General features: G+C 61.3%; 20 protein-coding genes. 13 read left to right on the top strand and 7 right to left on the bottom strand.

All coding sequences use genetic code 11. The annotated features are described in order from the left end of the window. Nucleotides 1-53: 53 nt before the first annotated feature. From B5D32_RS07765 to B5D32_RS07745, 5 genes are all read right to left on the bottom strand, one after another. A complete protein-coding gene (locus tag B5D32_RS07765; RefSeq protein ID WP_078784495.1) occupies nt 54-1427 on the bottom strand; it encodes an N-acetyl sugar amidotransferase in 1374 nt (457 codons plus the stop codon). Nucleotides 1428-1552: 125 nt separating this feature from the next. Next, entirely contained in the window at nt 1553-2707 is a 1155-nt protein-coding gene (locus B5D32_RS07760) for an amidohydrolase (protein ID WP_078784494.1), read from the bottom strand. A gap of 117 nt (nt 2708-2824) precedes the next feature. Continuing rightward, nucleotides 2825-3127: a Dabb family protein gene (locus tag B5D32_RS07755; RefSeq protein ID WP_078784493.1), complete on the bottom strand. Its 303-nt coding sequence runs from the start codon at nt 3125-3127 to the stop codon at nt 2825-2827. Next, nucleotides 3127-4248 (bottom strand): N-acetyl sugar amidotransferase, encoded by a 1122-nt coding sequence (locus tag B5D32_RS07750; protein WP_078784492.1) that lies wholly within the window; start codon nt 4246-4248, stop codon nt 3127-3129. The genes B5D32_RS07755 and B5D32_RS07750 overlap by 1 nt, the downstream gene beginning before the upstream one ends. A 194-nt stretch (nt 4249-4442) precedes the next feature. Further along, complete coding sequence (locus B5D32_RS07745; protein ID WP_078784491.1) at nt 4443-6050, bottom strand: hypothetical protein; 1608 nt, start codon at nt 6048-6050, stop codon at nt 4443-4445. Between the two features lie 221 nt (nt 6051-6271). Between B5D32_RS07745 and B5D32_RS07740 the strand changes: the two genes are divergently transcribed. The 3 genes from B5D32_RS07740 to B5D32_RS07730 all read left to right on the top strand — a co-directional run bounded on the left by B5D32_RS07740 (nt 6272) and on the right by B5D32_RS07730 (nt 9973). Further along, nucleotides 6272-7603 (top strand): TrkH family potassium uptake protein, encoded by a 1332-nt coding sequence (locus B5D32_RS07740; protein WP_078784490.1) that lies wholly within the window; start codon nt 6272-6274, stop codon nt 7601-7603. A gap of 154 nt (nt 7604-7757) precedes the next feature. Further along, nucleotides 7758-8417 carry a potassium channel family protein gene (locus tag B5D32_RS07735; RefSeq protein ID WP_078784556.1) on the top strand — a complete coding sequence of 220 codons (660 nt, stop codon included), beginning with the start codon at nt 7758-7760 and terminating at the stop codon, nt 8415-8417. Between the two features lie 467 nt (nt 8418-8884). Continuing rightward, the gene (locus B5D32_RS07730; RefSeq protein WP_078784489.1) at nt 8885-9973 is read left to right on the top strand and encodes a sugar kinase; all 1089 of its coding nucleotides are present in this window, start codon (nt 8885-8887) and stop codon (nt 9971-9973) included. Between the two features lie 239 nt (nt 9974-10212). Here B5D32_RS07730 and B5D32_RS07725 read toward each other — a convergent pair whose 3' ends face one another. Continuing rightward, entirely contained in the window at nt 10213-11061 is an 849-nt protein-coding gene (locus tag B5D32_RS07725; protein WP_078784488.1) for a YihY/virulence factor BrkB family protein, read from the bottom strand. Between the two features lie 343 nt (nt 11062-11404). Here B5D32_RS07725 and B5D32_RS07720 point away from each other — a divergent pair, with 343 nt between their 5' ends. From B5D32_RS07720 to gltX, 10 genes are all read left to right on the top strand, one after another. After that, the gene (locus B5D32_RS07720; protein WP_078784487.1) at nt 11405-12613 is read left to right on the top strand and encodes a phosphoglycerate kinase; all 1209 of its coding nucleotides are present in this window, start codon (nt 11405-11407) and stop codon (nt 12611-12613) included. Between the two features lie 218 nt (nt 12614-12831). After that, complete coding sequence (tpiA, locus tag B5D32_RS07715) at nt 12832-13602, top strand: triose-phosphate isomerase (protein WP_078784486.1); 771 nt, start codon at nt 12832-12834, stop codon at nt 13600-13602. 67 nt (nt 13603-13669) lie between these two features. Then, nucleotides 13670-15196: a 2,3-bisphosphoglycerate-independent phosphoglycerate mutase gene (gpmI, locus tag B5D32_RS07710; protein WP_078784485.1), complete on the top strand. Its 1527-nt coding sequence runs from the start codon at nt 13670-13672 to the stop codon at nt 15194-15196. 162 nt (nt 15197-15358) lie between these two features. Further along, entirely contained in the window at nt 15359-16855 is a 1497-nt protein-coding gene (locus B5D32_RS07705) for an MBOAT family O-acyltransferase (RefSeq protein WP_078784484.1), read from the top strand. Nucleotides 16856-16986: 131 nt separating this feature from the next. Further along, on the top strand, nt 16987-17931 hold the full coding sequence (locus tag B5D32_RS07700) for a hypothetical protein (RefSeq protein ID WP_078784483.1): 945 nt from the start codon (nt 16987-16989) through the stop codon (nt 17929-17931). 40 nt (nt 17932-17971) lie between these two features. Continuing rightward, nucleotides 17972-19285, top strand: a complete 1314-nt coding sequence (locus tag B5D32_RS07695) for a surface carbohydrate biosynthesis protein (protein WP_078784482.1) — start codon at nt 17972-17974, stop codon at nt 19283-19285. Nucleotides 19286-19403: 118 nt separating this feature from the next. Continuing rightward, nucleotides 19404-20858 (top strand): lipopolysaccharide biosynthesis protein, encoded by a 1455-nt coding sequence (locus tag B5D32_RS07690; RefSeq protein ID WP_078784481.1) that lies wholly within the window; start codon nt 19404-19406, stop codon nt 20856-20858. Between the two features lie 9 nt (nt 20859-20867). Beyond that, on the top strand, nt 20868-21446 hold the full coding sequence (locus B5D32_RS07685) for a GNAT family N-acetyltransferase (protein ID WP_078784480.1): 579 nt from the start codon (nt 20868-20870) through the stop codon (nt 21444-21446). Beyond that, a complete protein-coding gene (gene hflX, locus B5D32_RS07680; protein ID WP_078784479.1) occupies nt 21443-22732 on the top strand; it encodes a GTPase HflX in 1290 nt (429 codons plus the stop codon). Before B5D32_RS07685 ends, hflX begins: the two co-directional genes overlap by 4 nt. A gap of 236 nt (nt 22733-22968) precedes the next feature. Continuing rightward, nucleotides 22969-24411, top strand: a complete 1443-nt coding sequence (gene gltX, locus B5D32_RS07675; RefSeq protein WP_078784478.1) for a glutamate--tRNA ligase — start codon at nt 22969-22971, stop codon at nt 24409-24411. A gap of 113 nt (nt 24412-24524) precedes the next feature. Here the strand turns inward: gltX and mnmA are convergent, their stop codons facing one another. Then, the gene (gene mnmA / locus B5D32_RS07670; RefSeq protein WP_078784477.1) at nt 24525-25604 is read right to left on the bottom strand and encodes a tRNA 2-thiouridine(34) synthase MnmA; all 1080 of its coding nucleotides are present in this window, start codon (nt 25602-25604) and stop codon (nt 24525-24527) included. Nucleotides 25605-25791 lie beyond the last annotated feature (187 nt).

Raw genomic sequence — 25791 nt, 5'->3', positions numbered from 1 at the left:
CCCTCATCAGTCCGCTTCGCGGACAGCTTCCCCCAATGGGGAAGCCTTTTCGCTCAAATTTCGTGGTGCGTCCCCCTCGGGTCGCCCCACAGTACCTCGCTGTCGCCCTCGTAGGGGGTGTGGCGGAGTTTCCACATATTGTCCTCCCACTTCCAGATGTGGGGGGAGCGGAAGCGGTCCGCCAGGTCCATAAAGTAGTCGCGGTCCATCCTGGGCTGCTCAAACAGCTGGCTGGCCCAGGGGAAGTGCTGGCGGTCCAGCGACAGATATTTGAAGATTTCCTTTTCAAAACGGTCCGGGTACTCGCCGTCAAACTTCTTGCAGAGCGCCTTGCCCTCGTCCAGCGTGATCTCCTCGTTGCGGATCTCCTGCGCGGCGTCGTAGGTCGTGCGGCCGATGCCGTACTTGATGTAGGTCGTGTAGTAGAAGAAGTCGTCGATCTTGTCATCGATGGAGTTGTACTTGGAGTAGGTGCCCTGGGTGCGCTCCGGCGCGGGGCGGAAGCCGCCGTGCTCGACGCTGTAGTAGTACGCGCCCTGCGGATGCCACTTCTCGTAATAGCCCAGATACCGCACCTGAATGTGGTTTTTCTCAAGGTTGGAGGTCTCGGACGGCAGGTAGATGGCCAAATCGGCCTTGTCCACTTTGTAGTCCTCCTCCAGCTGGCGCAGGCTGACACCGCCCAAATAAATGTGGTCGTAGTCGTTGACCGCAAAGAAGTGCTCGTCGCGCAGGGCGGAGTTGTTGTCGGCAATCGGGTTGCCGAACTCGGCCTCGTTCTCGCCGTAGAACACCAGCGGGATGCCGAACTTCGCGGCCATCTTGGGTGCCAGCTGCTTCTGGCCCAGAATGAACGGCTGGAACGGGTGGAACAGGTTCTCCGTCGCAAGGCGGGTCAGCAGGCGATGGGTCATGCCGTTGGGGGTGCACAGGTAGTTGTCAAAGCCCGCGTGGATCCACGCCTGCATGTTCTCCCAGCCCCAGGGCGTGTAGATGTGCGGGGCCCAGGTGACGGTCAGCGGGTGCATACCGTACTTGTATTTCAGCAGGTGCGCGGCGTAGAAGCTGTCCTTGCCGCCGGAGCCGGGCACAAGGCAATCATAGCTGCCGTCGTTCTTGCGGTACTGGTCGCAGAGCTCGCGCAGCTCCTTCTCGCGCAGCGCCCAGTCGATATGGCCGTTGGCCTTGTTGTGGCAGGCATGGCAGGCATCACAGACCCCGTCATCCTGAATGACCATCGTTTTCTTGATGGAGTTGATCGTATGCTCAAACTCATAGCAGGAGTTGGGCTTCTGGTTGCTCATGACGCATTCCTTGCAGAACTGCACGTGCTTGGGCAGACCATAGTAGGCCTCCCGCTGGTCCTCCGGGATATCGGGGGCGTATTTGCTGTAATCAATGTCCACATGGCGGGGAATCTTTTCCATATTCTTTACACTCCAATCGGCTCTGTATCAAAATGAAAAGGCGCCGTCCGATAGCAATGCTATCAGACGGCGCCTTTGCCGTATGCGGGTATTATAGCACAAGGAAAATCATTTTGCAAGGGGTGTTATTCCGCAACCTGCACGCCGTCGATAAATACGGCCCGCACCTCGGTCATGACCTCGAAGGGGCAGCCGTTCGTGATGACGACGTCCGCGTCCTTGCCCACCTCCAGCGAGCCGACGCGGTCGGCCACGCCGATGTGCTCCGCCGGGTTGATGGTGATGGCCTTCAGCGCGTCGAACGGGTCCATGCCGGCCTTGACCGCCATGCCTGCACAGAGCGGCAGATACTGCTGCGGAATGACCGAGTTGTCTGTGATGATGGACACGTGGCAGCCCGCGTTGGCCAGCACGCCGGGGGTTTTCCAGGATTTGTTCTGCAGCTCAAACTTGCTGGCAAACGTCAGGCTCGGGCCGACAGCCATCGGCACGTCCTTTTCTTTTGCCAGCTCGTCCGCAATGAGATGCCCCTCGGTCACGTGCTCCAGCGTCAGGCGCAGGTCGAACTCCCGCGCAATGCGCAGCGCCGTAAAGATGTCGTTGGCCTGGTGGGCGTGGGCCTTTAAGGGGATCTCCCGCGCCAGCACCGGCAGCAGGGCCTCGAGCTTCTGGTTGTAGGCGGGCATTTTGGTCACGTCACCGTTGGCCGCCTGCTTGCGCGCGCCGTAGTCCCGCGCCTGCATCAGTGCACCGCGCAGGAACGCCGCCGTGGACATGCGGGTGGAGTCGCACTTGTCACGGTAGCAGCGCTTGGGATTCTCGCCAAAGGCGCACTTCATGGCGACGGGGTCGCGGACGATCATGTTGTCCACGCGCTCGCCGACGGTTTTCATTGCCAGGAAGGTGCCGCCCAGCACGTTGGCGCTGCCCGGGCCGGTGCAGACGCAGGTCACGCCTGCCTTACGCGCGTCGGCCAGCGAGGGGTCGCGCGGGTTGATGCCGTCGATGGCGCGCAGCTGCGGCGTCCAGATGTCGTTCATCTCGTTATAGTCGCAGCCCTCATACCCGATGCCGTAGCCGTCGAGGCCGATATGGGTGTGCGCGTCCACAAAGCCGGGGAATACATCAAGGCCGTCGGCGTCGAAAACCACGGCGTCCGCCGGGGCGGTCAAATCGGTTCCGATGGCGGCAATTTTGCCGTCGGCCAGCAGAATGTCGGCCTTGCAGGCCTCGCGGTGGACAGCGTCATGGACGAGACCGCCGCGGATAAAGGTAGTCATGGTTATTCCTCCGTTATGCCGTAGGGGCGCATTCTATATGCGCCCGCAGAGTCCGCAGCTGCGGAAGCGTCCACGGGCGGATATGGAATCCGCCCCTACAGTTTATTTTGTGCTTACTTACACGTTAAAATCCAAGCACGTCCTTACCGCGGTGTACGGTCTTACCTTGCCGTCCGCCACGGCGACGTGGGCGGGGTGGGTGGAGTAGCCTTTGAGCGCGGCGGCGTCGGTGAAGGTCGTGTCCAGCATCAGGTCAGCGTTGGCAGAGCTGGGCAGGGCGTCGGTGTAGACGCGGACATCCAGCAGGCCGGGGATTTTACCGGCCAGACCCTCCAGCCCTTCCTTGATGCCGGCCTTGACGGCGGCCTTTTCGGCGTCGGGCATCTCCTTTAATTTCCACAAAATAACATGACGTACCATTACTTGTTTTCCTCCCAGATGGGGTGCTTGAGCTGCCACTCGCCGTACTCGTTCTTCTCGAACAGGTCGCGGTTGTAGAACTTGTCCAGAATGGCCCAGAACTCGGTCTCGGTGTAGCCGCAGAACTCGCAGAAGTCACGCACGCAGAGCGGGTCGAGCTTGCCGTCGCGCTCCTTGATGATGGGGATAGCCTCCTCGCGGGTCATCATGCCGTAGCGGATGTAGCGGGCCGTGTAGTCGGTGGCGGCGGCGTGGCCGAACTTGGGATACTTGAGCCAGCTGTGCACCAGATAGGCGCGGGAGTCGATCTGGTCAAAGTTCTCGGCGTGGTGGGTGCGGTCCCACTCGTGGGTCAGGTCGTGGAAGCCGTGGGCCTTGGCGATCTGGTAGTTCTTGTAGCTGTTCCAGGGCACAAAGTAGCTCATGTAGAACGGGTCGAGCTTGGCGCGCTCCTCGGCGCTGGGGGCCAGCGTCAGAGAGAGGTCTTTCTCGGTCACGCCGTCGCCCAGCAGTTCCTCCATCGGCATACCGACGGCGACACCGTTCTCGATCTGGCCCATGGCGGAGTAGGTCTCCTTATCGGCGTTGCCGCCGTACTCAAAGCTGACGTTCTCGCCGTAGCAGAGCATCGGGGTGTTGAACTTGGCGGCCATGTGCAGCGGGAAGGTGTAGATCAGGCGGTCCACGTACCAGGTCGGCTTGCCGTACTTCTCAAAGAATTTGCGCATCAGCGTCTTTTGCACCTTGATGTTGGGCTTGCAGGAGATGATCGTGCAGCCGAACTCCTCGCTGATGTTCTTGAGGTTGTGGATGCCCGCCTGCGTCATGGGGAAGTTATCCTCGACGCTGAACAGGATGGGGTTCATGTGCATGACCTCTTTCAGCATCCAGACCTGGAAGTGGCTGTCCTTGCCGCCGGAGACGGCGACGGCGCAGTCATAGCCGCCGGGGCCGTTCATGCCGCGGTACTTGTCGCAGTAGGCCTCGAACTCCTTGAAGCGGGCATCCCAGTCCACATTTTTGCGGGCTTCGTAGTGGCGGCAGGCGCTGCACACGCCCTCCGCGTCGAAGGTGATCCCGGGTCGGGTGTCGGGCATCGTACATTTTTTGCAGTAACGCATAAGAACACTCCTTTATTTATATATGTAATGGGGTTGGATTTGTTTAGTCTTCTTGCCTCCCTCTGCGAGGGAGGTGGCCCCGCAGGGCCGGAGGGAGAGAGCCTTGCCATGACCCGAAATATTTCGGGTCGCCGCAAGGTTCTCTCCCCCACCCGCTGCGGCGGGAGCCCCCTCCCAGAGGGGGCCAAGGGGGGTCACTTCGCCGCCGCATGCACGGCGTCCGCGCCGGCGAAGTCATAGATGACGAACCGTCCGTCGTTGTAGACCTCGGTGCATTCGCCGTTCTGCACAAGGCCCGCGCTCTCCGCCGGGCCGTCGGTCTCGGTGTCGATGAGCAGGAACGGGTGCTGCGGGTCGGTGGTCAGGTGGTCCTTGCGCTGCAGCCAGTTGGGGACATAGTCCTCATCCAGCGATTGCAGCGTCCAGACGTCCAATTTTCCGTTCGTCAGCTCCGTCATGGCGTTGCCGTTCCAGAACGTGGCGTAGCCTTCGGTGTAGCCGTTGTCCACCAGCCAGTCGGCGGCGGCGTCCAGCCCCTTGTGGGCGAGATACGGGTTTTCGATCTCCTGCCGGACGGTGTTGACGGCGCAGACCGTGAAGCAGCCTGCCAGCACCACACCCAGCAGCTGCCGCGCGCCGGGCAGGCGGAAGTCCTCGGTCTTCAGCTCCACCGCCATGACCGCAACGGCCACCGGCATGTTCATGAGCCAGAAGTAGAGGTAATACTCGTGGAAGTAGGTGTAGGAGATGCCGCAGACCGCCAGCATGGCGACGAGCAGCAGCACAAGCAGCTGGTCGTTCGTCTCCAGCTTTTTCAGCCGCAGCAGCAGCCGCACGATGCAGAAGAACATCCACCCGCCCAGCAGCAGACCGATGCCCGCCGCAATGCCGCCGAAGTGGAAGATGCCGGAGCCGTTCTGGTAGCCGAACTCATGGAAGAAGTCCATCAGGATGCGGTCCAGCGTGAACCAGTTCTCGTCGCGGTCCCAGACGATGAAGCTGTAGGACTTGAAATCATACAGCCGCGACATGACGCTGTTGCTGATGAAATACCCCGCCGCACCGGCCACCGCCGTGACAAGCGACGCCGCAAACAGCCGCACCTGACGGCGGCAGTGCTGCAGGGCCGTTTTCCAGTCGGACGTGCCGCTGTCGTGCAGTGCAAGCACCAGCAGGATCGCCGCGGCAATGCAGAGCGGCGCGTGGAACACCATAAGCTGCTTGACGCCGTTCATGCCCGCGATGGCCGTGGCGATGCAGGCCGCGAGCCATTGCAGTGCGCAGTGCTTTTTGTCGGCGTCGAGGCTGCGCAGCACCAGCGCCAGCACAAGCATATAAAAGAAGGTATAGACGAGGTAGTACCCGCCGTAGATGGCGTAGACCAGATAGTGCTGGCCGAACGGCCACAGCAGCGTGCCCACCATCCAGAGGCCGGGCCGCCCGAGCCTGGCGCATTTGACAAAGAACAGCATACACGCCGCGTACAGTGCCAGCGTGACGGCCATGCCGAACGCGCGCGCCAGATGCCAGTCATCCGGGAAAAGCAGCAGCCCCAGCCGGTAGAACCATTGCAGGTTGACGACCTTCAATTCCGTGGAGTAGAACCAGTTGTGGCTGATGATGCTGCCCTCTTTGTTGAGCAGGTCGGAGAGGATCATCTCCGACGCGAGGTCGGAATCGACGATCCATTTGCCGGGCACAAGCTGGTACCACAGGTCAAACAGATACGCCGCCGCCATCCAGAGCCACGGCAGCGCCTGCCAGAGCCTGTGCAAAGCCCCGCCCTTTGTTTGTTGTTTCATTCGGTTTCTCCTGATTCAGGTTTCTAGTTATTTAAACTATACCGCATTTAGGCGCAAAGCGCAAGGCATGCAGGGCAAAAAAGCGCCTTGACGCTGTGCGGCATTCATGCTATAGTGAGGTAATGACCCGTTTTTCCGCGGGACTGTGCGGGCTTTTCCAGCAATCGGAGGGCCCGCCGCTTTTATATTTGCTTATCGGATTTGCTTATCGGAGGGCGGCCATGCAGCAGCTACGCAGCGCCATACACAATGCCATTGCCAGATTTTTGAAAAATCAGCCCCCGGCGCGCATCATTGCCGTGGGCTTTGCGCTGCTGATTTTGCTGGGCGCGGCGCTGCTGATGCTGCCGTTTGCCGTACACCCCGGCGCACACGTCGGCCCGCTGGACGCGCTGTTTACCGCAACGAGCGCCGTCTGTGTGACCGGGCTGGTCGTGGTGGACACCGGCGACACGTTCAGCCTGTTCGGGCAGGCTGTCATTGCGATTTTGATACAGATCGGCGGTCTGGGCGTCGCGTCCATCGGCATGGGGCTGGCGCTGGTCGCCGGGCGGCGCATCAGCTTAAAGGGCCGCTCCCTCGTGCGGGAGGCACTGAACGTCGAGAGCCTGGAGGGCATGGTGCGCCTTGTGCGGGCCATCCTGCTGGTGACCCTGATCTGCGAGGTCGCCGGTGCGGTGCTCAGCTTTCCCTCGTTTGCCCGCGATCACATGCCGCTGCAGGCGGTGTGGCTGAGCATTTTCCACTCGATTGCCGCCTTCAACAACGCGGGCTTTGACGCACTGGGCGGCGGGCAGAGCCTGATCCCCTATCGGAACGATCTGCTGCTGAACCTCGTCACCGATGTGCTCGTCATTGTGGGCGGCATCGGCTTCATGGTGATTCTGGACGTGGGGCGCTGCCGCGGGCAGTTCCGCAGAATGACGTTCCACACCAAGGTCGTGCTCTCCACCACAGCGGTGCTGCTGGTGGGCGGCGCGGTGCTTTTGCAGCTGACCGACCACATGGGCTGGCTGGCGGCGCTTTTCCAGAGCATGACGGCCCGCACGGCGGGCTTTTCCAGCGTGGATTTAGGCAGCATGAGCAACGCGGGTCTGCTGGTCATCATGATCTTAATGTTCATCGGCGCATCGCCGGGCTCGACGGGCGGCGGCATCAAGACCACAACGTTTTTTGTGCTGATGCAGCAGGTGCGGTCCATCTTCTCCAAGCGGCGGCTCGGCGGGTTCCACCGGCGTCTGCCGGACGGCTCGCTGTCCAAGGCCGCGACCATCATGCTGATGGGGCTGATGGTCGTGGGCTGCGGCACGTTTGCGCTCTGCGTGCTGGAGCCGCAGCTCGATTTTGGCCGCCTGCTGTTTGAGCAGATCTCGGCCTACAGCACAGCGGGGCTTTCCACCGGCATCACGGCGGAGTTATGCCCTGCCAGTCGGGTGGTTCTGATCCTGACAATGTTCATTGGCCGCGTGGGCGCGGTGACGCTGCTCTCCCTCTGGGTGGAGCGCCCCGAGCCCACCGCCCGCTATACCGAAGAAGCCATTACGATTGGGTAAATGCGAAGCCGCAAGGCAACCACCGTAGGGGCGGATTCCATATCCGCCCGTGCCCGCCTGCCACAGGCACGGCTCCGCGGGCGCATATAGAATGCGCCCCTACATACTCTGCCGCCCGGCGCGGCGCAGAAAGGGTACACATATGTTTGATAAAATGAAAAGTTCCGCCGAAAGCTACGGTGTCATCGGCCTGGGCCGGTTCGGCACGGCGCTGGTCAAGACGCTGGCCGCCGCCGGCAAGGAGGTCATTGCCGTTGACAAGGACGAGGCAAAGGTCAAGGCCGTGCGCGGCTACACCGATTATGCGTTTGTCATCGACGAGCTGAACGAGACCTCTTTGAAGGAGACCGGCATGCAGAACTGCGGCACGGTCACGATCTGCATCGGTGAACAGATCGACATCAGTATCCTGACGACGATGCTCGTCACAAAGCTGGGCGTGCCGCACGTCATCTCCAAGGCCGCCAGTGAGGTGCACGGCGAGGTGCTCAAGCGTCTCGGGGCCGAGGTCGTCTACCCGGAGGCCGACATGGCCGTGCGCATCGGCAAGCGGCTGATCTCGGGCAATCTGCTGGACTACATCGCCCTCGGCGACGGCGTCGAGGTGCGGCGCATCACGGTGGGCGGCAGGATGCTGGGCAAGAGTGTGCGGACGCTGGATCTGCGCAAGGTCTACGGCATCAACATCATCGCCGTCGAGCATGGCCAGCAGACGAACGTGGAGTTCTCCGCCGATTATACCTTTAAAGAGGGGGATACCGTCGCGGTCATCGGCAAGGTCGGGAAGATCGATAAGTTTGAGAGAGAGATGTAATTTCCGGCAGATGCCGGGTTCCGGGTGGCCCCTGCTTTAAATCACTGCCCTGTAGGGGCCGGGCATGCCCGGCCCGCGGCTTTGCTATGCTGCCTGCAACGGGCTTCGCCCGCGCAAAAAAAGGCCCCCTTGTCAAAGGGTGACTCCCCACAGTGTGGGGAGATGTCGCGGAGCGACAGAGGGGCCCGGGCCCGAAGGGCTGGCCGCGTCAGCGGACTGGGGGATTCCGACGGACCTTGCCTGATTGCCCGTTACACCCGCAGACGGCCAGGAATCCCTCCGCCTCGCTTGCGCTCGGCACCTCCCTTTGACAAGGGAGGCTTTCTTCGCGGGGCGTCGGGGACGCCGCCTACATTCCTCGTTAAAAAACTAACCGCACAAATTTTGCGCTTTTCGGCTTGCAAATCTGCCCCTTATGTCGTACAATATAGACTAACAAAATACGGCAAAAACAGGAGGAATTCCAAATGGAACACAGCAATCCGATCCTGATGGGCAACGACAGCCCGCAGAAATTCATCACCATCGGCGAGGTGATGCTGCGTCTGACCCCGCCGAACTATGAGAAGATCCGCATGGCCTCCTCCTTCGAGGCCAGCTACGGCGGCAGCGAGGCCAACATCGCGCTGGCGCTGGCGAACCTCGGCGTGGATTCCACCTTCTTCAGCGTCGTGCCCAACAACTCTCTGGGCAAAAGCGCTGTGCGCTGGCTGCGCTGCAACGACGTACACTGCACGCCGATGATCCTCTCCACCAAAGAGGAGACCCCCAGCCACCGTTTGGGCACCTACTATCTGGAGACCGGCTACGGCATCCGCCCCAGCAAGGTCATTTATGACCGTATGCACAGCGCCCTGACCGAGTACGACCTGACGAAGGTCGATCTGGACGAGCTGTTCGACGGCTTTGACTGGCTGCACCTGTCCGGCATCACCCCGGCACTGAACAAAAATTGTGCGGATTTCATCCTGCGCTGCCTGCGCGTCGCCAAGGAGAAGGGCCTGACCGTCAGCTTTGACGGCAACTTCCGCTCCACGCTCTGGAGCTGGGAGGAGGCCCGCGACTACTGCACCCAGTGCCTGCCCTATGTCGATGTGCTGTTCGGCATTGAGCCGTACCACCTGTGGAAGGACGACGAGGATCATTCCAAAGGCGACTGGAAGGACGGCGTGCCCCTGCAGCCCAGCTATGAGCAGGAGGACGAGATCTTCCAGCATTTCATTGACCGCTACCCGAATTTGAAGTGCATTGCCCGCCATGTGCGCTACGTCCACTCCGGCAGTGAGAACAGCCTGAAGGCATTCATGTGGTATGAGGGGCACACCTTCGAGTCCAAGCTCTACACCTTCAACATTCTGGACCGTGTCGGCGGCGGCGACGCTTTTGCCAGCGGCCTGATCTACGCGATGATGCACGACTACAAGCCGATGGACATGGTCAACTTTGCTGTGGCGTCCAGCGCCATCAAGCACACCATCCACGGCGACGCCAACATTACCGACGACGTCGAAAGCATCCGCAACCTGATGAACATGAATTACGATATTAAGCGGTAATTTGCACTAAACAAAATCTGCCGACCCGATGTTGGGTCGGCAGATTTTGTTTATGGATGCGGAGCCTTCCCCTTCGGGGAAAGGTGTCTGCGGCCCCGCCCGCAGACGGATGAGGGGCGCGTGTGCGGAGATTGCCTGTTTACGGCAGGCAGCGGAAAACTGCGGCGGGGTGAAGGCACCCCGCCCTACATCTGACGATACGGTGCGCTGTAGGGCGGCATGCCCTCATGCCGCCGCGGTCATTGCTCCGCTTTTCCGTTCATCTCCGCGTTGATCCCGGCCCCAATGAACAGAAGATTGATGATTACATACAGCCACAAAATAATCAGAATGACCGCCGTCAGCGAGCCGTAGATATACGACAGACGCCAGAAATGCAGGATGTAAAACGAGAACACACGGGAGAAGACCAGCCACCCCGCCGTTGCAAAGATCGTGCCCGGCAGCTGGCTGCGCGGCGTGCGCCGCCCGCCGGGGACGTAGGTGTAAATCAGCAAAAGCAGCCCGAACAGCAGCGGGACCGAGACGATCCGGCCAATGCTGGCCACCCGCTGCAGCGGGGCCACAATGGCCGCGTAATGGCGAAAAAACGGCAATGTATCGGCAAAGCGCGCAAACAGGGAGTGCATGCCCTGCAGCGCCAGCATAACCAAAAGCAGCAGCTCAAACACGAAGGTGTAGCCAATCGCCAGCAGGCGGTTCAAAAACGTCCGGTGCGAGCCGGGCGTCAGCCTTTGCAGGCCGATCTGCAGTGCGTTCATACCGCCCGACGCCGAGACGATGGTCGTCAGCACAGCCAGCGACGCCACAAACTGTGCAGACTGGCCGCTTAAATTTTGCAAAAGGCCGAGGATGGCAGTCTGTATCTCGGGGATCTGCGGCAGGAAGTCCGCCAGCAGCTCGGCGACGCCTTCTACCGAGAAGCCGAGCACCAGGTTGACAAGCATCAGCACCCACATCAGCAGCGGGAAGGACGCCGTCAGCAGAAACAGCGTGGCGGATCCGGCGTAGACCGTCATGTCCAGCGCCAGATAGCGGCGCAGCACAGCGGCGATGATCTGTACCCAACGGGGCGGTTTTTGTTTCATGGCGGCTCCTTGTGGGGGGATGTGTCTGGCGGCGTGGTTGCGGCAAAGCTCCCGGGTCGATGACGAGCATCGACCCTTACATTATAGTATAAATGCCCCGCGTGCGCAACCTTTGCCCCGGCGCAGAGCATCGCGCCCGGCGCAAAGCGGCCGTCACCCGGCGGGAGCTTGGCGGCCAATAAGGCCATACACAAAAAATTTACAGGCACAGCCGCCCAAAGCGGTTAAAAATATATCAAAAACACTTGCGCATTTTCGGTTTTATGCGTATAATAAGGATAAACCCCTTGGGGCGCGGTGCGCCCCGCCAAAAATGTGAAACATACCGAGAGGAGCTTTTACTATGGGTTTGGGTAAAAAGACCATTGACGATGAGAACTACGCCGGCAAGCGCGTACTGGTTCGCTGCGACTTCAACGTCCCGATGAAGGACGGCGTTATCACCAACGATAACCGCATCAACGCCGCACTGCCGACCATCAAGAAGCTGATTGCCGACGGCGCTAAGGTCATCCTGTGCAGCCATCTGGGCAAGCCGAAGAACGGCCCCGAGGCCAAGTTCAGCCTGGCCCCCGTTGCTGTCCGCCTGAGCGAGAAGCTGGGCCAGCCTGTTACCTTTGCGGATGATGACAATGTCGTCGGCGACAACGCCAAGGCTGCTGTTGCCACCATGGGCAACGGCGAGGTCGTTCTGCTGCAGAACACCCGTTTCCGCAAGGAGGAGACCAAGAACGAGCCCGCTTTCAGCGAGGAGCTGGCCAGCCTGGCCGACGCTTACGTTGACGACGCCTTCGGCTCCTGCCACCGCGCTCACTGCTCCACCGCCGGTGTGACCGACTATGTCAAGGATACCGCTGTCGGCTACCTGATGGAGAAGGAGATCAAGTATCTCGGCAACGCCGTGAACGATCCCGAGCGTCCCTTCACCGCTATTCTGGGCGGCGCCAAGGTCGCGGACAAGCTGAACGTCATCTCCAACCTGCTGGAGAAGGTCGACACGCTGATCATCGGCGGCGGCATGGCCTACACCTTCCTGAAGGCCCAGGGCTACGAGATCGGCAAGAGCCTGTGCGACGACAGCAAGCTCGACTACTGCAAGGACATGATGGCCAAGGCCAAGGAGAAGGGCGTTAAGCTGCTGCTGCCCGTCGACGCCGCCTGCATCAAGGACTTCCCCGATCCCATCGACGCTCCCGTCGATACCGTGATCGTCCCCGTCACCGCGATCCCGGCTGACAAGGAGGGCTGCGACATCGGCCCCGAGTCCATGAAGCTGTTTGCTGACGCCGTCAAGGCCAGCAAGACCGTTGTCTGGAACGGCCCCATGGGCGTGTTTGAGAACCCGACCCTGGCTGCCGGCACCCTGGCTGTTGCCAAGGCTATGGCCGAGAGCGACGCTACCACCGTTATCGGCGGCGGCGACTCCGCTGCAGCTGTCCAGCAGATGGGCCTGGGCGACAAGATGACCCACATCTCCACCGGCGGCGGCGCTTCTCTCGAGTACCTCGAGGGCAAGGAGCTGCCCGGCATCGCCGTCATCCAGAAGGCATAATTTGTAAGGATACCCGCAGGAGCGCGGCGGCAGAGCCGCCGCGCTTTTTATGTAAAGGCTTTCCCCTCGAAGGGAAAGCTGTCGCCGCAGGCGACTGGTAAGGGTCGAGTTGCCATATTATCCCGTTGACGGGTCATATCCGCACACCCGCCCCTCATCCGGCGCTTCGCACCACCTTCCCCCGCGGGGGAAGGCTTATTATGGAAGGAGTAATCACCATGGATAAACAGAATCGTAAAGCTATCATCGCCGGCAACTGGAAAATGAACAAGACCGCTACCGAGGCCAAGGCCCTCATCAGCGAGCTGATCCCCGCTGTCAAGGACGCCGGCTGCGAGGTCGTCATCTGCGTTCCCTTCACCGATCTCGTCACCGCTGTCGAGATGACCAAGGGCACCAACATCCACGTCGGCGCCGAGAACGTCCACTTTGAGAAGTCCGGTGCCTTCACCGGCGAGATCAGCGCTGACATGCTGACCGACCTCGGCGTTGAGTACGTCGTCATCGGCCACAGCGAGCGCCGCCAGTACTTTGCCGAGACCAACGAGACTGTCAACAAGCGCACCAAGGCTGCTCTGGCCGGCGGCCTGAAGCCCATCATCTGCGTCGGCGAGAGCCTCGACCAGCGTGAGCAGGGCGTGACCGAGGAGCTGGTCCGTATGCAGGTCAAGATCGCGCTGAACGGCGTGACCGCTGACGAGCTGAAGAACGTCGTCATCGCCTACGAGCCCATCTGGGCCATCGGCACCGGCAAGACCGCTACCGCTGACCAGGCCGAGGAGGTCTGCGCCGCCATCCGCAAGGTCGTCGGCGAGCTGTACGGCGAGGACGCCGCCAAGGCCCTGACCGTCCAGTACGGCGGCAGCATGAACCCGAAGAACGCCGAGGAGCTGCTGAGCAAGCCCGACGTTGACGGCGGCCTGATCGGCGGTGCTTCCCTGAAGGCAGACCAGTTTGCGGTCATCGTTGACGCTGCCACGAAGGGCTAAATCCCCTTTTGTAGGGGCGGCATGTATGCCGCTCCTACAACCCTATTATTAAGGAGTCTACAAATTTATGTCTAAAAAACCTGTTATGCTCTGCATCATGGACGGCTTCGGCTGGACGCCGGACGAGACCTACGGCAACGCCGTGGCCGCCGCGAACAAGCCGAATCTGGACAAGATCTTTGCCAATTACCCCATGACCACCATCCAGGCCAGCGGCATGGCTGTCGGCCTGCCCGACGGCCAGATGGGCAACTCTGAGGTCGGCCACACCAACATGGGCGCGGGCCGTATCGTCTACCAGCAGCTGACCCTCATCACCAAGTCCATCAAGGACGGCGAGATGTTCAAGAACCCCGTGCTGGTCAAGAACATGAAGGCTGCCATCGACGCGGGCAAGGCCATCCACCTGATGGGTCTGGTCGGCACCGGCGGCGTCCACAGCCATGCCGACCACTGGTTCGGCGTGCTGGAGATGGCCAAGCACATGGGTGCGAAGGACGTCTACCTGCACTGCATCATGGATGGCCGTGACACCGACCCGCACAGCGGCAAGGGCTTCCTGGCCGACCTGCAGGCCAAGCTGGACGAGCTGGGCATCGGCAAGATTGCCTCTGTCTCCGGACGTTACTACGCCATGGACCGTGACAACAACTGGGACCGCGAGGAGAAAGCCTACGCCGCGTTCGTCTACGGCGAGGGCAACCACGCCGCCAACGCTGCCGAGGCCATCGAGGCCAGCTATGCCGCCGACGTGACCGACGAGTTCGTCATTCCCGTTGTCACCTGCGAGGGTGGCCGCGTGCAGGACGGCGACACCGTCATCTTCATGAACTTCCGCCCGGATCGTGCCCGTCAGATGACCCGCATCTTCTGCGACGACAACTTTACCGGCTTTGAGCGCCGCGGCGGCCGCAAGCAGGTCCACTATGTCTGCATGGCCGAGTACGACGCCACGATGCCCAACTGCGAGGTCGCGTACCCGCCGGTTGAGCTGAAGAACACGCTGGGCGAGTATCTGGCCGCCCACGGCAAGACCCAGCTGCGCATTGCCGAGACCGAGAAGTACGCCCATGTGACCTTCTTCTTCAACGGCGGTGTTGAGCAGCCCTGCGAGGGCGAGGACCGCAAGGTCATCCCCAGCCCGAAGGTTGCCACCTACGACCTCAAGCCCGAAATGAGCGCCTACGAGGTTGCCGACGAGTGCAAGGCCCGCATTGAGAGCGGCAAGTACGACGTCATCATCCTGAACTTCGCCAACTGCGACATGGTCGGCCACACCGGCGTGTTTGACGCAGCGGTCAAGGCCGTCGAGGCTGTTGACAAATGCGTGGGCGAGGTCACCGACGCGGTGCTGAACGCGGGCGGCGTCGTTTTCCTGACTGCCGACCACGGCAACGCCGAGAAGATGAAGAACCCCGACGGTTCCCCGTTCACGGCCCACACCACCAACGTCGTGCCCTTCGCGGTCATCGGCGCGGGCGACGTGAAGCTGCGCGAGGGCGGCTGCCTGGCGGACATCGCCCCGACGATGCTGCCCTATATCGGTCTGCCCGTCCCCGAGGAAATGACCGGCAAGAGCATTATTGCGGAGTAACAAGCCTTTTCGAGAAAAGGCTTGGCGAAAAGCTTTAAAACTATGACCCTTAAAGCGGCAGGCTTCGGCCTGCCGCTTTCTTTATGCCCCAATCCCTTGCGCTGGGACGCGAAATCGTGTATAATAAGAAATTACTGATGATTATAAAGGGGAGGTGCGGCCATGAGCCTGCAAAGTTTTGGATTTTTCGGCTTTCTGCTGGTCGTGGCCGCCGTCTACCTGCATCTGCCGCAGCGCTGGCAGAGCGCGTTTCTGCTGGCGGCCAGCTGGGTATTTTACGCGCTGGCGATGCCGTCGATGCTGCCGGTCACGATTGCCATTGCCGTGTTCACCTACCTGTGCGGATGCGGCATGACCGCGCGGGAAGGCGCTCACAAAACGGCGTTCCTGCGCATTGGCGTTGTAGGGCTGCTGGCGATCCTGGCGTTCTTTAAGTATAACGGCGCGTTCGCGTCGGACGGCGGCTGGCAGGCCGTCGCCATGCCGCTGGGCATCAGCTTTTACAGCTTTGCGGCGATCTCCTACTTAATTGATGCCGCGCGCGGCGACTGCGAGGTCGAGAAGAATTTCATTGACTGTGCGCTGTTTTTGAACTTTTTTGCCACCGTCACGCAGGGGCCCATCTGCCGCGCCGGGGCGCTGCTTCCCCAGTTTAAAGAGGAGCACCGCTTTGACGCAGCCCGCACGGTGCGCGCGCTGCGGCTGATGGCACTGGGCCTGTTTAAGTTGGTGGCCGTCAGCGACGTGCTGGGGCTGCTGGTGGATGAGGTGTTCCCGAACTACCGCAGCTACGGCGGGCCTATGCTGGTGCTGGCCGCGGTGTTTTACACGTTCCAGCTGTATTTTAACTTCTCCGGCTACTCCGAGGTCGCGCGGGCCGTGGGGCTGCTGCTGGGACTGGAGCTGCCCGAGAACTTCAAGACGCCGTTCTTTGCCACGAATTTTTCGGGCTTCTGGAGCCGGTGGCACATCAGCTTTTCGTCGTGGCTGCAGGATTATCTGTTCATGCCGCTGGCGTGGGCGGATGTCTCCGGGCTGACGGGCGGCAAAACCAGCCGTTTGCCCGCGGAATTTTGCGTGTTCACGGTGTTTTTTGTCTCCGGCTTCTGGCACGGCAACACGCTGCCCTTTGTGGTGTGGGGCCTTTTGCAGGCCAGCTACCGCCTGGGCGAGGAGCTGCTGCACCGCCGTTTGGGCAAGCCGAAAAAGAAAGCACCGGCCCGCGTGCTGTGGGCCAAGCGCGCCGGTGTGTTTGTGCTGTGGTGCGTGAGCATGGTGTTCTTCCGTGTGGGGTCGTCCCCCGCCGCCGCACCGCTGACCGTCGGGGATGCGTTCGCGTATCTGGGCCGCTGCTTTATGGGCTGGGGCCCCGCGCGGTTTGCGTCGGAGCTGTACGCCGCCGCGTCCGGCGGATTTTACGCCAACGCCATCATGGTCGCGGCGTACTACGGCTTTGTGGCGCTGGTGCTGGCGCTGGCGTTTTACCTTGACACCCGCCGGGCGTTTGCGTTTAAAAACAAGCCGTCCGAAATCTGCCTGGCCAATGAAAAGCACCGCTGGGCCGTGTATTATGCCCTTGTCGTCGCCCTGCTGGCAGGCTATATCATGCAGAGCGGCGGGTTTGGGAGCAGCGGATTTGGTATGTACGCGGGGTTCTGACAGCTGCGCTGTAGGGGCGAGGCATGCCTCGCCCGCAGCTTTCCCATCAGATGTCATTTACCGTCAGGTGGCGGGCCGGGCATGCCCGGCCCTTACGTTCTACAAAAATTAGGGAAGGAGGTTTCCGGTCCGTGAAAAACATTCTCAAAAAGCTGGCGCTGCTGGCAATTCCCGTGCTGCTCTGGCTCGCCTTTTTCATTGCGTTTGAGCCGAACAACTATTTCGGGCTGAAGGCCTCCGCAACGTCCAGCCAGCCGGTTGCGCGGGTGCGGGCGTACCAGCAGGAGCCCGGTACAAATTTGATTTTGGGTGACAGCCGTCTGGCCCACTTTGACATGGGCCTTGTGGACAGCCTGTCCGGGCAGTCGTGGCAGAACCTTGCGTTCGGCGGTGCATCGTTAAAAGAGACGCTTGACCTGGCCGACTATCTGCTGGATTCCGGCCACGACACAGACACACTGCTGGTCGAGGTCTCGTTCTACACGCTGAACGCGGGCTACAACACGGACCGCTTCGCCACGCTGGAGGAAACGCTGAACAATCCGCTGGCCTACTGCTTCAACCTCGAGTACAACGTCAACGCGCTGACCGTTGCCATGGACACACTGCGCGGCACGCCCGATACGATTGAATCCGGCGACTGGGTCGAGGCGGATTATCTGGCCGACGATGGCACAGTTTTGCCGCTGCACCGCAAATTATACGACTACACCGCGACCATCACGCCGCGCTGCAAAAGCTGGGCGCTGAATGACGAGCAGTTCAACCGCCTGCACACGCTGGCCCGGCGCTGCCAAAGCGAGGGCGTGCGGCTCATCGTAGTTTTGCCGCCGATGGCCGACAATGTGCGGACCGAGGTCTGCGATGTGTTCGGCATCACCGAGACCATGCAGGGCACGGTGCTGCCGACGCTGGCCGCCTGGGCTGATGAATGCGGCTTTACCCTGCTGGATTACGAGTGGGGCGGCAGCGTTATTACCGACGATGACAAGCAGTTTTTTGACGGATTCCATCTGGATGAGCGATATGGACTGCCGGAGTGGACGCAGGAATTGTTTGGGGATATAGCACGCTGAAAGGCTTCCCCCTCGGGGGAAGGCTTTTTAGGAGGTACACATGGCTTTAGACTTTCTGATTTTGTATGAGCACACCGTCCGCGAGTATGAGAGCGACCTTTTGCTGAAGCTCGAACTCGAGCGGCGCGGCTACACGGCGGAGATCCGCCAGCTGCTGGACCCCAAGCATCTGCGGCTGTTCGGCAAAGACAAGCCCGAGGTGCTCGTCGCCAGCTGCATGTATGACAACGAGGCCATCAACAGCCATGTGTACAACAATATTGGCCGCTGCAACAAAATCGTCAACCTGCACTGGGAGCAGATGCTCTCCGACACGCAGGAGGAGGGCGACTGGTTCAATATGAACGGCAACGCCAAGCGCTGCGTGCAGACCTGCTGGGGCAAGCGCACCGCCGCCCGCCTGCAGGCCCACGGCATGGACGCCAAAAACACGCCCGTGACCGGCGCGGTCATGATGGACTTTCTGCGCCCGGAGTTTGACGGCTACTTTAAGGACAAGGAAACGCTCTGCAGGGAGTTCGGCCTTGACCCGGCCAAGCAGCTGCACCTGTACATTTCCAGCTTCGGCTATGCCAGCATGAACGACGACGAGGTCGCCGAGCTTTCCAAAATGGCGGGCACCGATTTTACGGGCTTTGCCAAAACCAACCGCGTTTCGATGCAGGAAACACTGCGCTGGTTCGATGAATATCTGGGCGCACACCCGGAGGTGGAGCTTGTCTACCGCCGCCATCCCAGCGAGTGGAACAGCCCCGCGCTGGAGGAGCTGGCGAAGAAGCGCCCCAACTTCCACGTGATCTTTGCGGACTCGGTCAAGCAGTGGATCGTCGCGGCTGACTCGATCTCGATCTGGATGAGCACCGCCATTGCTGAGGTCTACATGGCCGGCAAGAGCTGCCACATCCTGCGCCCCGTCCCCATTGAACACGAGTACGATCCGGTCATTTACAAGGACGCCCATTACGTGACGTGCTACGACGAGTTTGCCGCCGCCATGGCCGAGCCGGAGCCGCCGTTCCCGATTGCGAAGGACGTCATCGAGGGCTATTTTGACCCCAGCGAGACGCCCGCCTACAAGCGAATGGCCGACCTGCTGGAGGACGTGTACAAGAACCCCCCGCGGGATGAGCCGATGGGCGACGGCTTTACGCCGCACTTCAACAAGCTGAAATTCTGCGCGCTGGCGGGGATACACTTCCTCTACCGCCGCGGCTGGGAGCCGAAGAAGCTCTTTGCCTTCTGCCCGCCGCTGGCCAATTTTGCCCAGCGCATCTACGGCTACGTGGACAAGGCGCATGTGACGCCGGAGCAGGTCGCGGCGATGGAAGCAAGGATCAAGCCGTTTGTGAAATAACGACCACCGCGTAGGGGCCGGGCATGCCCGGCCCTGCACTGTACGGCAAACGCGCGGCAAAGGCAAGGCTGCGGGCCGGGCATGCCCGGCCCCTACAACGCTATGATGGGACACACATATGTCAGAAAACAAAAAATCCTCCGGTGAATCCTTCGCCGGGAATGTGATGAAATATTCGGTGGCGACCTACCTGGGCTTTGCCATCACGGGGCTGGCGCTCATCGTCAAGGGGCTGCTGCCCGCTGAGGTGCTGGGCGCACCGGTCACCTTCATGACCTACACGGCCACGATCATGAACATCGGCATTCTGGGGCTGGATCAGGCGCTGCTGCGCTTTTACCATGAGCCGCCCGCCGGGGCCGAGCCGCGGCAGCTGTTCGCGGCCTGCACGCGGATTTCGGCGGCGTTTATGATGCTGCTGGGCGTAGCGGGCAGCGTGTTCTTTGCGCAGCCGCTGGCAGCGGCGTTCGGTCTGGGCAGCGCCGGGCCGGGCATTGTGCCGCTGCTGTTCCTCAACGCGGCGCTGTACATGCTGGTGCGCTACTTAAACGTGCTGCTGCGCTTGGAAAACGACCTGCGCGCCTACACGGCGGAGACGCTCTGGATGCAGGGCTGCTACAACCTGTTTTACCTGCTGCCGGGCTTTTTTACATCCAACGTCTTTGTTCTGGCGGTTGCGGCAATTCTAAGTTTTGGTGTTGTGGCGATTGCGTTTGGGTATAAATACCGCGCCGCCGTGTTTGCGCCGCTGCCCGGCGCACAGCTGGGCGGCATCGCGCGCCAGACCGTGCCCTACGGCGTGGCGCTGGCCCCGGCGCAGATTTTGTTCAGCCTGTCCAGCGGCATCTGCCTTTCGTTCGTCGGCAACGCCAGCGGCGAGAACGCCCAGGGCCTGTTTGCCTTCGGCTACAGCCTGGCGCAGCTCGTCACGGCCATTCAGGCGGGCTTTTCCACCTACTGGGGGCCCTACGTCTACAGCCATTACCGCGACGAGCAGGAGCGCATCTGCCGCGTGCATGACGTGCTGAATTTGCTGATCTTCGGCTTCTTCTGCGTGCTGGTCATGTTCGAGGACATCGTCTTTGTCATCTTTCCGGACAAGCGCGGCTGCCTTGCCATTTTCCCGCTGCTGATGCTCGCCGTTGTGTTCAACATTCTGTGCGAGGGCACGGTCTACGGCAACTCGATTGCCCGCAAGCCGTGGCATGACACGATTGGCATCGGGCTGGGGGCGCTGTCCAACTTTGGGCTCTGCGCCCTGCTTGTGCCCGCGTTCGGGCTGACCGGCGCGGCGCTGGCGCTGGCCGCCAGCAACGGCCTTGCGTTTTTGTACCGCAGCATCACGGGGCAGATGTACTACCGCACGGTGGCCAGCTACCCCAAGACGATCTCCGGCTTTCTGCTGGCGTTCGCGGTCACGGCCATCGGCACGCTGCTGTGGCAGCACTTCTTTATAAAATTTGCGCTGGTAGGCGTGATTTTGTTTATCTACTGCACCCTCTACCGCGCACAGCTCGCCAGACTCTGGAGCATGGGCCTTGGCATCCTGCGCGGCATCTTCCATAGAAAGTAAGGCGACAACATGAAGCATTGCGGCACACAAGAGCTGGAAACGGAGCGGCTGGTCCTGCGGCGGCTCTCCATCGACGACAGCGAAATGATGTTCAACAACTGGGCCAGCGACAGGCAGGTGACCCAATACCTGCGCTGGAACGCCCACCGCAGCTGGGGCGAGACCGCCGAGACGCTGAACGAGTGGGAAAAGCACTACGATGACCCGGCCTTTTACCAGTGGGGCATCACCGACAAGCACACCGGGGTGCTGTTTGGCACGATCAGCCTCTTCCCCGCCCCGGCGCTGAAGATGGGCTGGCACCTGAACACCGAACGCCTTGGCCCCGCCTGGGAGGTCGGCTATGCGCTGGGCCGCAAGTGGTGGAATAAAGGCTACGCCACCGAGGCACTCTGTACCGTGCGGGACTACTGGTTTGACACCGTGGGCGCAGACTGGCTGGCCGCCGTCCACGCCAATGAGAACATTGCCAGCAGCGCAGTTTTGCAGAAGGCAGGCTTTGTCTACGACCATGACGTGACGGACCGCAAGTTTGACGGCACGCCGGTCCCCTGCCGCGCCTACCATCTTTTGAAAGAGGAATTATGACCGATAACACGACAGAATTAGACTTTGGCACCACTGCCCAGAAAGCCACCGACGCCGAGAAGCTGCCCGTGGTGCTGCTGGCGCTGGATCAGGGCAGGTACGATATGGCGCGCAGCCTGGACGAGCTGCGGGCGCTGGCCGACGCCAACGGCATGGACGCCGTGGCCGAGGTCGTGCAGAAGCGTGCGACGCCCGAGGCTGCAACGCTGCTGGGTGAGGGCAAGGTCGCCGAGGCGCGGCTTGTCTGCCAGAATGTGAACGCGGCAGCCGCCATCTTTGACGGCGAACTGACCGGCAGCCAGATCCGCAACCTGTCGGCGGCACTGCAAGTCGAGGTGCTGGACCGCACGATGCTGATTTTGGAGATTTTCCGCGCACGCGCCACGACGAACGAGGGCAAGCTGCAGACCGAGCTTGCCACGCTGCGCTATCAGCTGCCGCGTCTGCAGGGGCTGGGCGAAGCCCTGAGCCGCCAGGGCGGCGGCGGCGGGGGCGGCGGGGGTGCCCGCCGCGGCGCCGGTGAGACAAAGCTCGAGCTGGACCGCCGTCATCTGCACCACCGCATTGAGCATCTCGAGGGCCGCTTAAAGGAGCTGGAAAAGCGCCGCAGCGAGACCCGCCGGGCCCGCCAGAAAAACAATGTGCCTGTGGTCGCGCTGGTCGGCTACACGAACGTCGGCAAGTCGAGCCTGCTGAACGCGCTGTGCGGCGAGCAGATTTTTGAAGCCGACATGCTGTTTGCGACGCTGGACCCGACGGCCCGCAAGCTGGTGCTGCCCAGCGGCCTGCAAATCATTCTGGTGGATACCGTCGGCTTTGTCAGCCGCCTGCCGCACCATCTGGTGGAGGCGTTCAAATCCACGCTGGAGGAGGCCGCGTTCGCGGATGTCATCGTCAAGGTGGCCGACGCGGGCGACGCACAGGCCGCCGAACAGCTGGCCGTGACCGATGAGGTGCTGGGCAGCCTCGACTGCACGGACATCCCCCAGCTGGTCGTCTACAACAAGTGCGACACCGCCAACACTGTGGCCTTTGACCCGGATATCCTGCTGACGAGCGCGAAAACCGGCTACGGTCTGTCCGCACTGCTGGCAAAGCTCGACGAGGTGCTGAACCACCGCGTGCGCACGATCGAGATCGTGCTGCCCTATGACAAGCTGGCGCTGGCGGACATTCTCCGCAGCCGCGGCAGCGTCGCCGCGGAGGAATACCGCGAGGATGGCGTGTATTACCGCGGCACAGTCAAAATTGACGATTTGCATCGGTTTGAGGAGTTTTTGGTTTAATTGCCCGTGCGCTTTGCCTTCCCCCTTGGGGGAAGGTGGCCCCGCAGGGCCGGATGAGGGAAAAGCTTGTCGTTGTTGCCTGTAAACAAATCACGGCAGCAAGGTTTCCCCTCATCAGTCAGCGGTCAGGGCCGCTGACAGCTTCCCCCTTGGGGGAAGCCTTTTCTCCCATTGACACCGCCTCTCCGTCCGCCTATAATGAAACCAATTGAATGTCTTATAAAGGGGTAATAACTATGTCTACCGTCCGCACCCGTTTTGCGCCGTCGCCCACGGGCTATATGCACGTCGGCAACCTGCGCACCGCACTGTACACCTATCTGCAGGCCCGCCATAACGGCGGTACCTTCATCCTGCGCATTGAGGACACCGACCAGGGCCGTCTGGTCGAGGGCGCTACCGACATCATCTACGGCACGCTCAAGGCTACCGGCCTGACCTGGGACGAGGGCCCCGACGTGGGCGGTCCCGTCGGCCCCTACGTGCAGAGCCAGCGCATGGGCATGTTCAAGCAGTACGCCGAGCAGCTTGTCAAGGCGGGCAAGGCCTACTACTGCTTCTGCACCGAGGAGCGCCTGAACGAAATGCACGAGGCCCAGCGCGCCGCGGGCGAAATGACCCACTACGACGGCCACTGCCGCCATCTGTCCGCCGAGGAAGTTGCCGCCAAGCTGGCCGCGGGCGAGCCCTATGTCATCCGCCAGAAGATCCCCGAGAGCGGCGTGGCGGGCTTTGACGATGTTGTCTACGGCCATATCGAGGTCGATGTCAGGGAGCTGGACGACCAGATTTTGATCAAGACCGACGGTATGCCGACCTACAACTTTGCGAACGTCGTGGACGACCACCTGATGGGCATTACCCATGTCATCCGCGGCAGCGAGTATCTGTCCTCGACGCCGAAGTACAACCTGCTGTACGATGCGTTCGGCTGGGAGAAGCCCGTCTACATCCACTGCCCGCCCGTCATGAAGGACGCGCAGAACAAGCTGTCGAAGCGCAACGGCGATGCCAGCTATCAGGACCTCGTGGCGAAGGGCTATCTGCCCGCCGCCGTGCTGAACTATCTGCTGCTGCTGGGCTGGGCTCCCGAGGGCGAGCAGGAGATTTTCTCTCTGGATGAGATGATCAAGATCTGGGATCCGTCCCGCATTTCCAAGTCCCCGGCCATCTTTGACCCGCTGAAGCTGCGTGCCATCAACGCTGCCTACATCCGTGCCCTGCCCGCTGAGGAGTTCCGCCGCCTGGCCGACCCGTTCATCGACAGCGCCGTGCACTGCAGCATTGACCGTGACCTGCTCTGCGCCAACCTGCAGCCCCGCTGCGAGGTGTTGGAGGACATCCCGCCGCAGCTCGACTTCTTTGACGCTGTGCTGCCCATTGACGCTGAGATGTACCGCAACAAGAAGCAGAAAACGACCCCCGAGTCCGCGAAGGAGGCCCTGACCGCCCTGCTGCCCGTGCTGGAGGCGCAGACCGATTGGACTCGCGACGCGATCTTTGAGGCGTGCAAGACGCTGGCCGAGAGCATGGAGAAGAAGAACGGCTGGCTGTTGTTCCCGCTGGGCATCGCCCTCTCCGGCAAGTCCCGCACCCCGGGCGGCGGCACCGACCTGGCCGCGATGATGGGGAAAGAGGAGACCGTTAAGCGCGTGAAGGCGGCGCTGGAGAAGCTGTAATTCTATAAAAACAACGGTGCAGCTGCAAAATCGCAGCTGCACCGTATTTTTGTTTTCGCCCCGCGGGGCGAAAACTCCACCATATTTATTATTTATTATTTTTTATCTATTATTTATAGTATCGTTCCCCCGCCGACGACCACGTCGCCGTCATACAGCACCACGGCCTGGCCGCGGGTGATGGCTCGCTGTGGCTCGTCAAAAACGACCTTCACAAGGCCGTTTTCCAGCGGGTAGGCCGTCGCGGGCTGCTCGACCTGGCGGTAGCGGGCCTTGGCCTTGACGCGCATCGGGGCAGTCAGCTCGGGAATCGAAATCCAGTTGAAGTCCCCTGCGATCAGCGTCGTCTTGAACAGCTCGCTCTCGGGGCCGACGGTGACGGTGTTCTTCTCCATATCCTTGCCGCAGACGTAGACCGGCGCACCCAACGCCAGCCCCAGCCCCTTGCGCTGGCCGCAGGTGTAGCGCACCGCGCCGTGGTGGCGGCCCACAACGTTGCCGTTCACGTCCAAAAAGTCGCCGTCCGGGTAATATTTGCCGGTGTAGCGTTCCATAAAGCCGACGTAGTCGCCGTCGGGCACAAAGCAGATGTCTTGGCTGTCGTGCTTGCGCGCGTTGCAGAAGCCCTGCTCCTCGGCGATCTTGCGGATGGACGGTTTGTCCATGCCGCCCAACGGGAACTTCGTGTGCGCCAGCTGGTCCTGGGTCAGAACGTAGAGCACGTAGCTCTGGTCTTTATCGGTGTACAGTGCTTTTTTCAGCAGCCAGCGGCCCGTAGCGGGGTCCTGCTCGATGCGGGCGTAGTGGCCTGTGACCACATAGTCCAGGCCGTGCTCCCGGGCAAAGTCCAGCATTTTGTCAAATTTCATCGTGCGGTTGCAGTCGATGCAGGGGTTTGGCGTGCCGCCCGCCTCGTAGGTCTCGATGAACTTGGCAATGACCTTTTCACGGAATTCCTCGGTGTAGTTCACGACCTCAAACGGGATGTCGAGCTGGAACGCGACCTCGGCGGCGTCCTCGACGTCCTTCGCCGAGCAGCAGGTGTGGAACCCGCTCTGGCCCAGATCCTCATTCTGGTACAGGCGCATGGTCGCGCCCATGCAGCGGCAGCCCGCCTGCTTCATCAGGTAGGCGGCGACGGTGCTGTCCACGCCGCCGCTCATGGCGATCAACGCGCCGGGGATATTTGACATAGGGGCCTCCTTGGTTAAAAAAATATGCAGCACGGTTCTTTCGTGCTGCACATTTTTGCTTTTGAGTTGTAGGGGCGAGGCATGCCTCGCCCGCGGCCTCGCCTTATCAGAGCATTGCCGGAAAAGCTGCGGGCCGGACATGTCCGGCCCCTACGGCCTTCATTACGTATGCAACAGTACCTTTATT

It is taken from the genome of Gemmiger formicilis, assembly GCF_900167555.1.
GTDB classification, from domain to species: domain Bacteria; phylum Bacillota; class Clostridia; order Oscillospirales; family Ruminococcaceae; genus Gemmiger; species Gemmiger formicilis.
The sequence above is the reverse complement of the archived record's forward strand: the minus strand, read 5'-3'. Positions and strand labels throughout refer to the sequence as shown.

Coding starts and splice junctions, on each gene's coding strand:
- B5D32_RS07765 (WP_078784495.1), bottom strand. CDS start 1,427: ATGGAAAAGATTCCCCGCCATGTGGACATTGATTACAGCAAATACGCC.
- B5D32_RS07760 (WP_078784494.1), bottom strand. CDS start 2,707: ATGACTACCTTTATCCGCGGCGGTCTCGTCCATGACGCTGTCCACCGC.
- B5D32_RS07755 (WP_078784493.1), bottom strand. CDS start 3,127: ATGGTACGTCATGTTATTTTGTGGAAATTAAAGGAGATGCCCGACGCC.
- B5D32_RS07750 (WP_078784492.1), bottom strand. CDS start 4,248: ATGCGTTACTGCAAAAAATGTACGATGCCCGACACCCGACCCGGGATC.
- B5D32_RS07745 (WP_078784491.1), bottom strand. CDS start 6,050: ATGAAACAACAAACAAAGGGCGGGGCTTTGCACAGGCTCTGGCAGGCG.
- B5D32_RS07740 (WP_078784490.1), top strand. CDS start 6,272: ATGCAGCAGCTACGCAGCGCCATACACAATGCCATTGCCAGATTTTTG.
- B5D32_RS07735 (WP_078784556.1), top strand. CDS start 7,758: ATGAAAAGTTCCGCCGAAAGCTACGGTGTCATCGGCCTGGGCCGGTTC.
- B5D32_RS07730 (WP_078784489.1), top strand. CDS start 8,885: ATGGAACACAGCAATCCGATCCTGATGGGCAACGACAGCCCGCAGAAA.
- B5D32_RS07725 (WP_078784488.1), bottom strand. CDS start 11,061: ATGAAACAAAAACCGCCCCGTTGGGTACAGATCATCGCCGCTGTGCTG.
- B5D32_RS07720 (WP_078784487.1), top strand. CDS start 11,405: ATGGGTTTGGGTAAAAAGACCATTGACGATGAGAACTACGCCGGCAAG.
- tpiA (WP_078784486.1), top strand. CDS start 12,832: ATGGATAAACAGAATCGTAAAGCTATCATCGCCGGCAACTGGAAAATG.
- gpmI (WP_078784485.1), top strand. CDS start 13,670: ATGTCTAAAAAACCTGTTATGCTCTGCATCATGGACGGCTTCGGCTGG.
- B5D32_RS07705 (WP_078784484.1), top strand. CDS start 15,359: ATGAGCCTGCAAAGTTTTGGATTTTTCGGCTTTCTGCTGGTCGTGGCC.
- B5D32_RS07695 (WP_078784482.1), top strand. CDS start 17,972: ATGGCTTTAGACTTTCTGATTTTGTATGAGCACACCGTCCGCGAGTAT.
- B5D32_RS07690 (WP_078784481.1), top strand. CDS start 19,404: ATGTCAGAAAACAAAAAATCCTCCGGTGAATCCTTCGCCGGGAATGTG.
- B5D32_RS07685 (WP_078784480.1), top strand. CDS start 20,868: ATGAAGCATTGCGGCACACAAGAGCTGGAAACGGAGCGGCTGGTCCTG.
- hflX (WP_078784479.1), top strand. CDS start 21,443: ATGACCGATAACACGACAGAATTAGACTTTGGCACCACTGCCCAGAAA.
- gltX (WP_078784478.1), top strand. CDS start 22,969: ATGTCTACCGTCCGCACCCGTTTTGCGCCGTCGCCCACGGGCTATATG.
- mnmA (WP_078784477.1), bottom strand. CDS start 25,604: ATGTCAAATATCCCCGGCGCGTTGATCGCCATGAGCGGCGGCGTGGAC.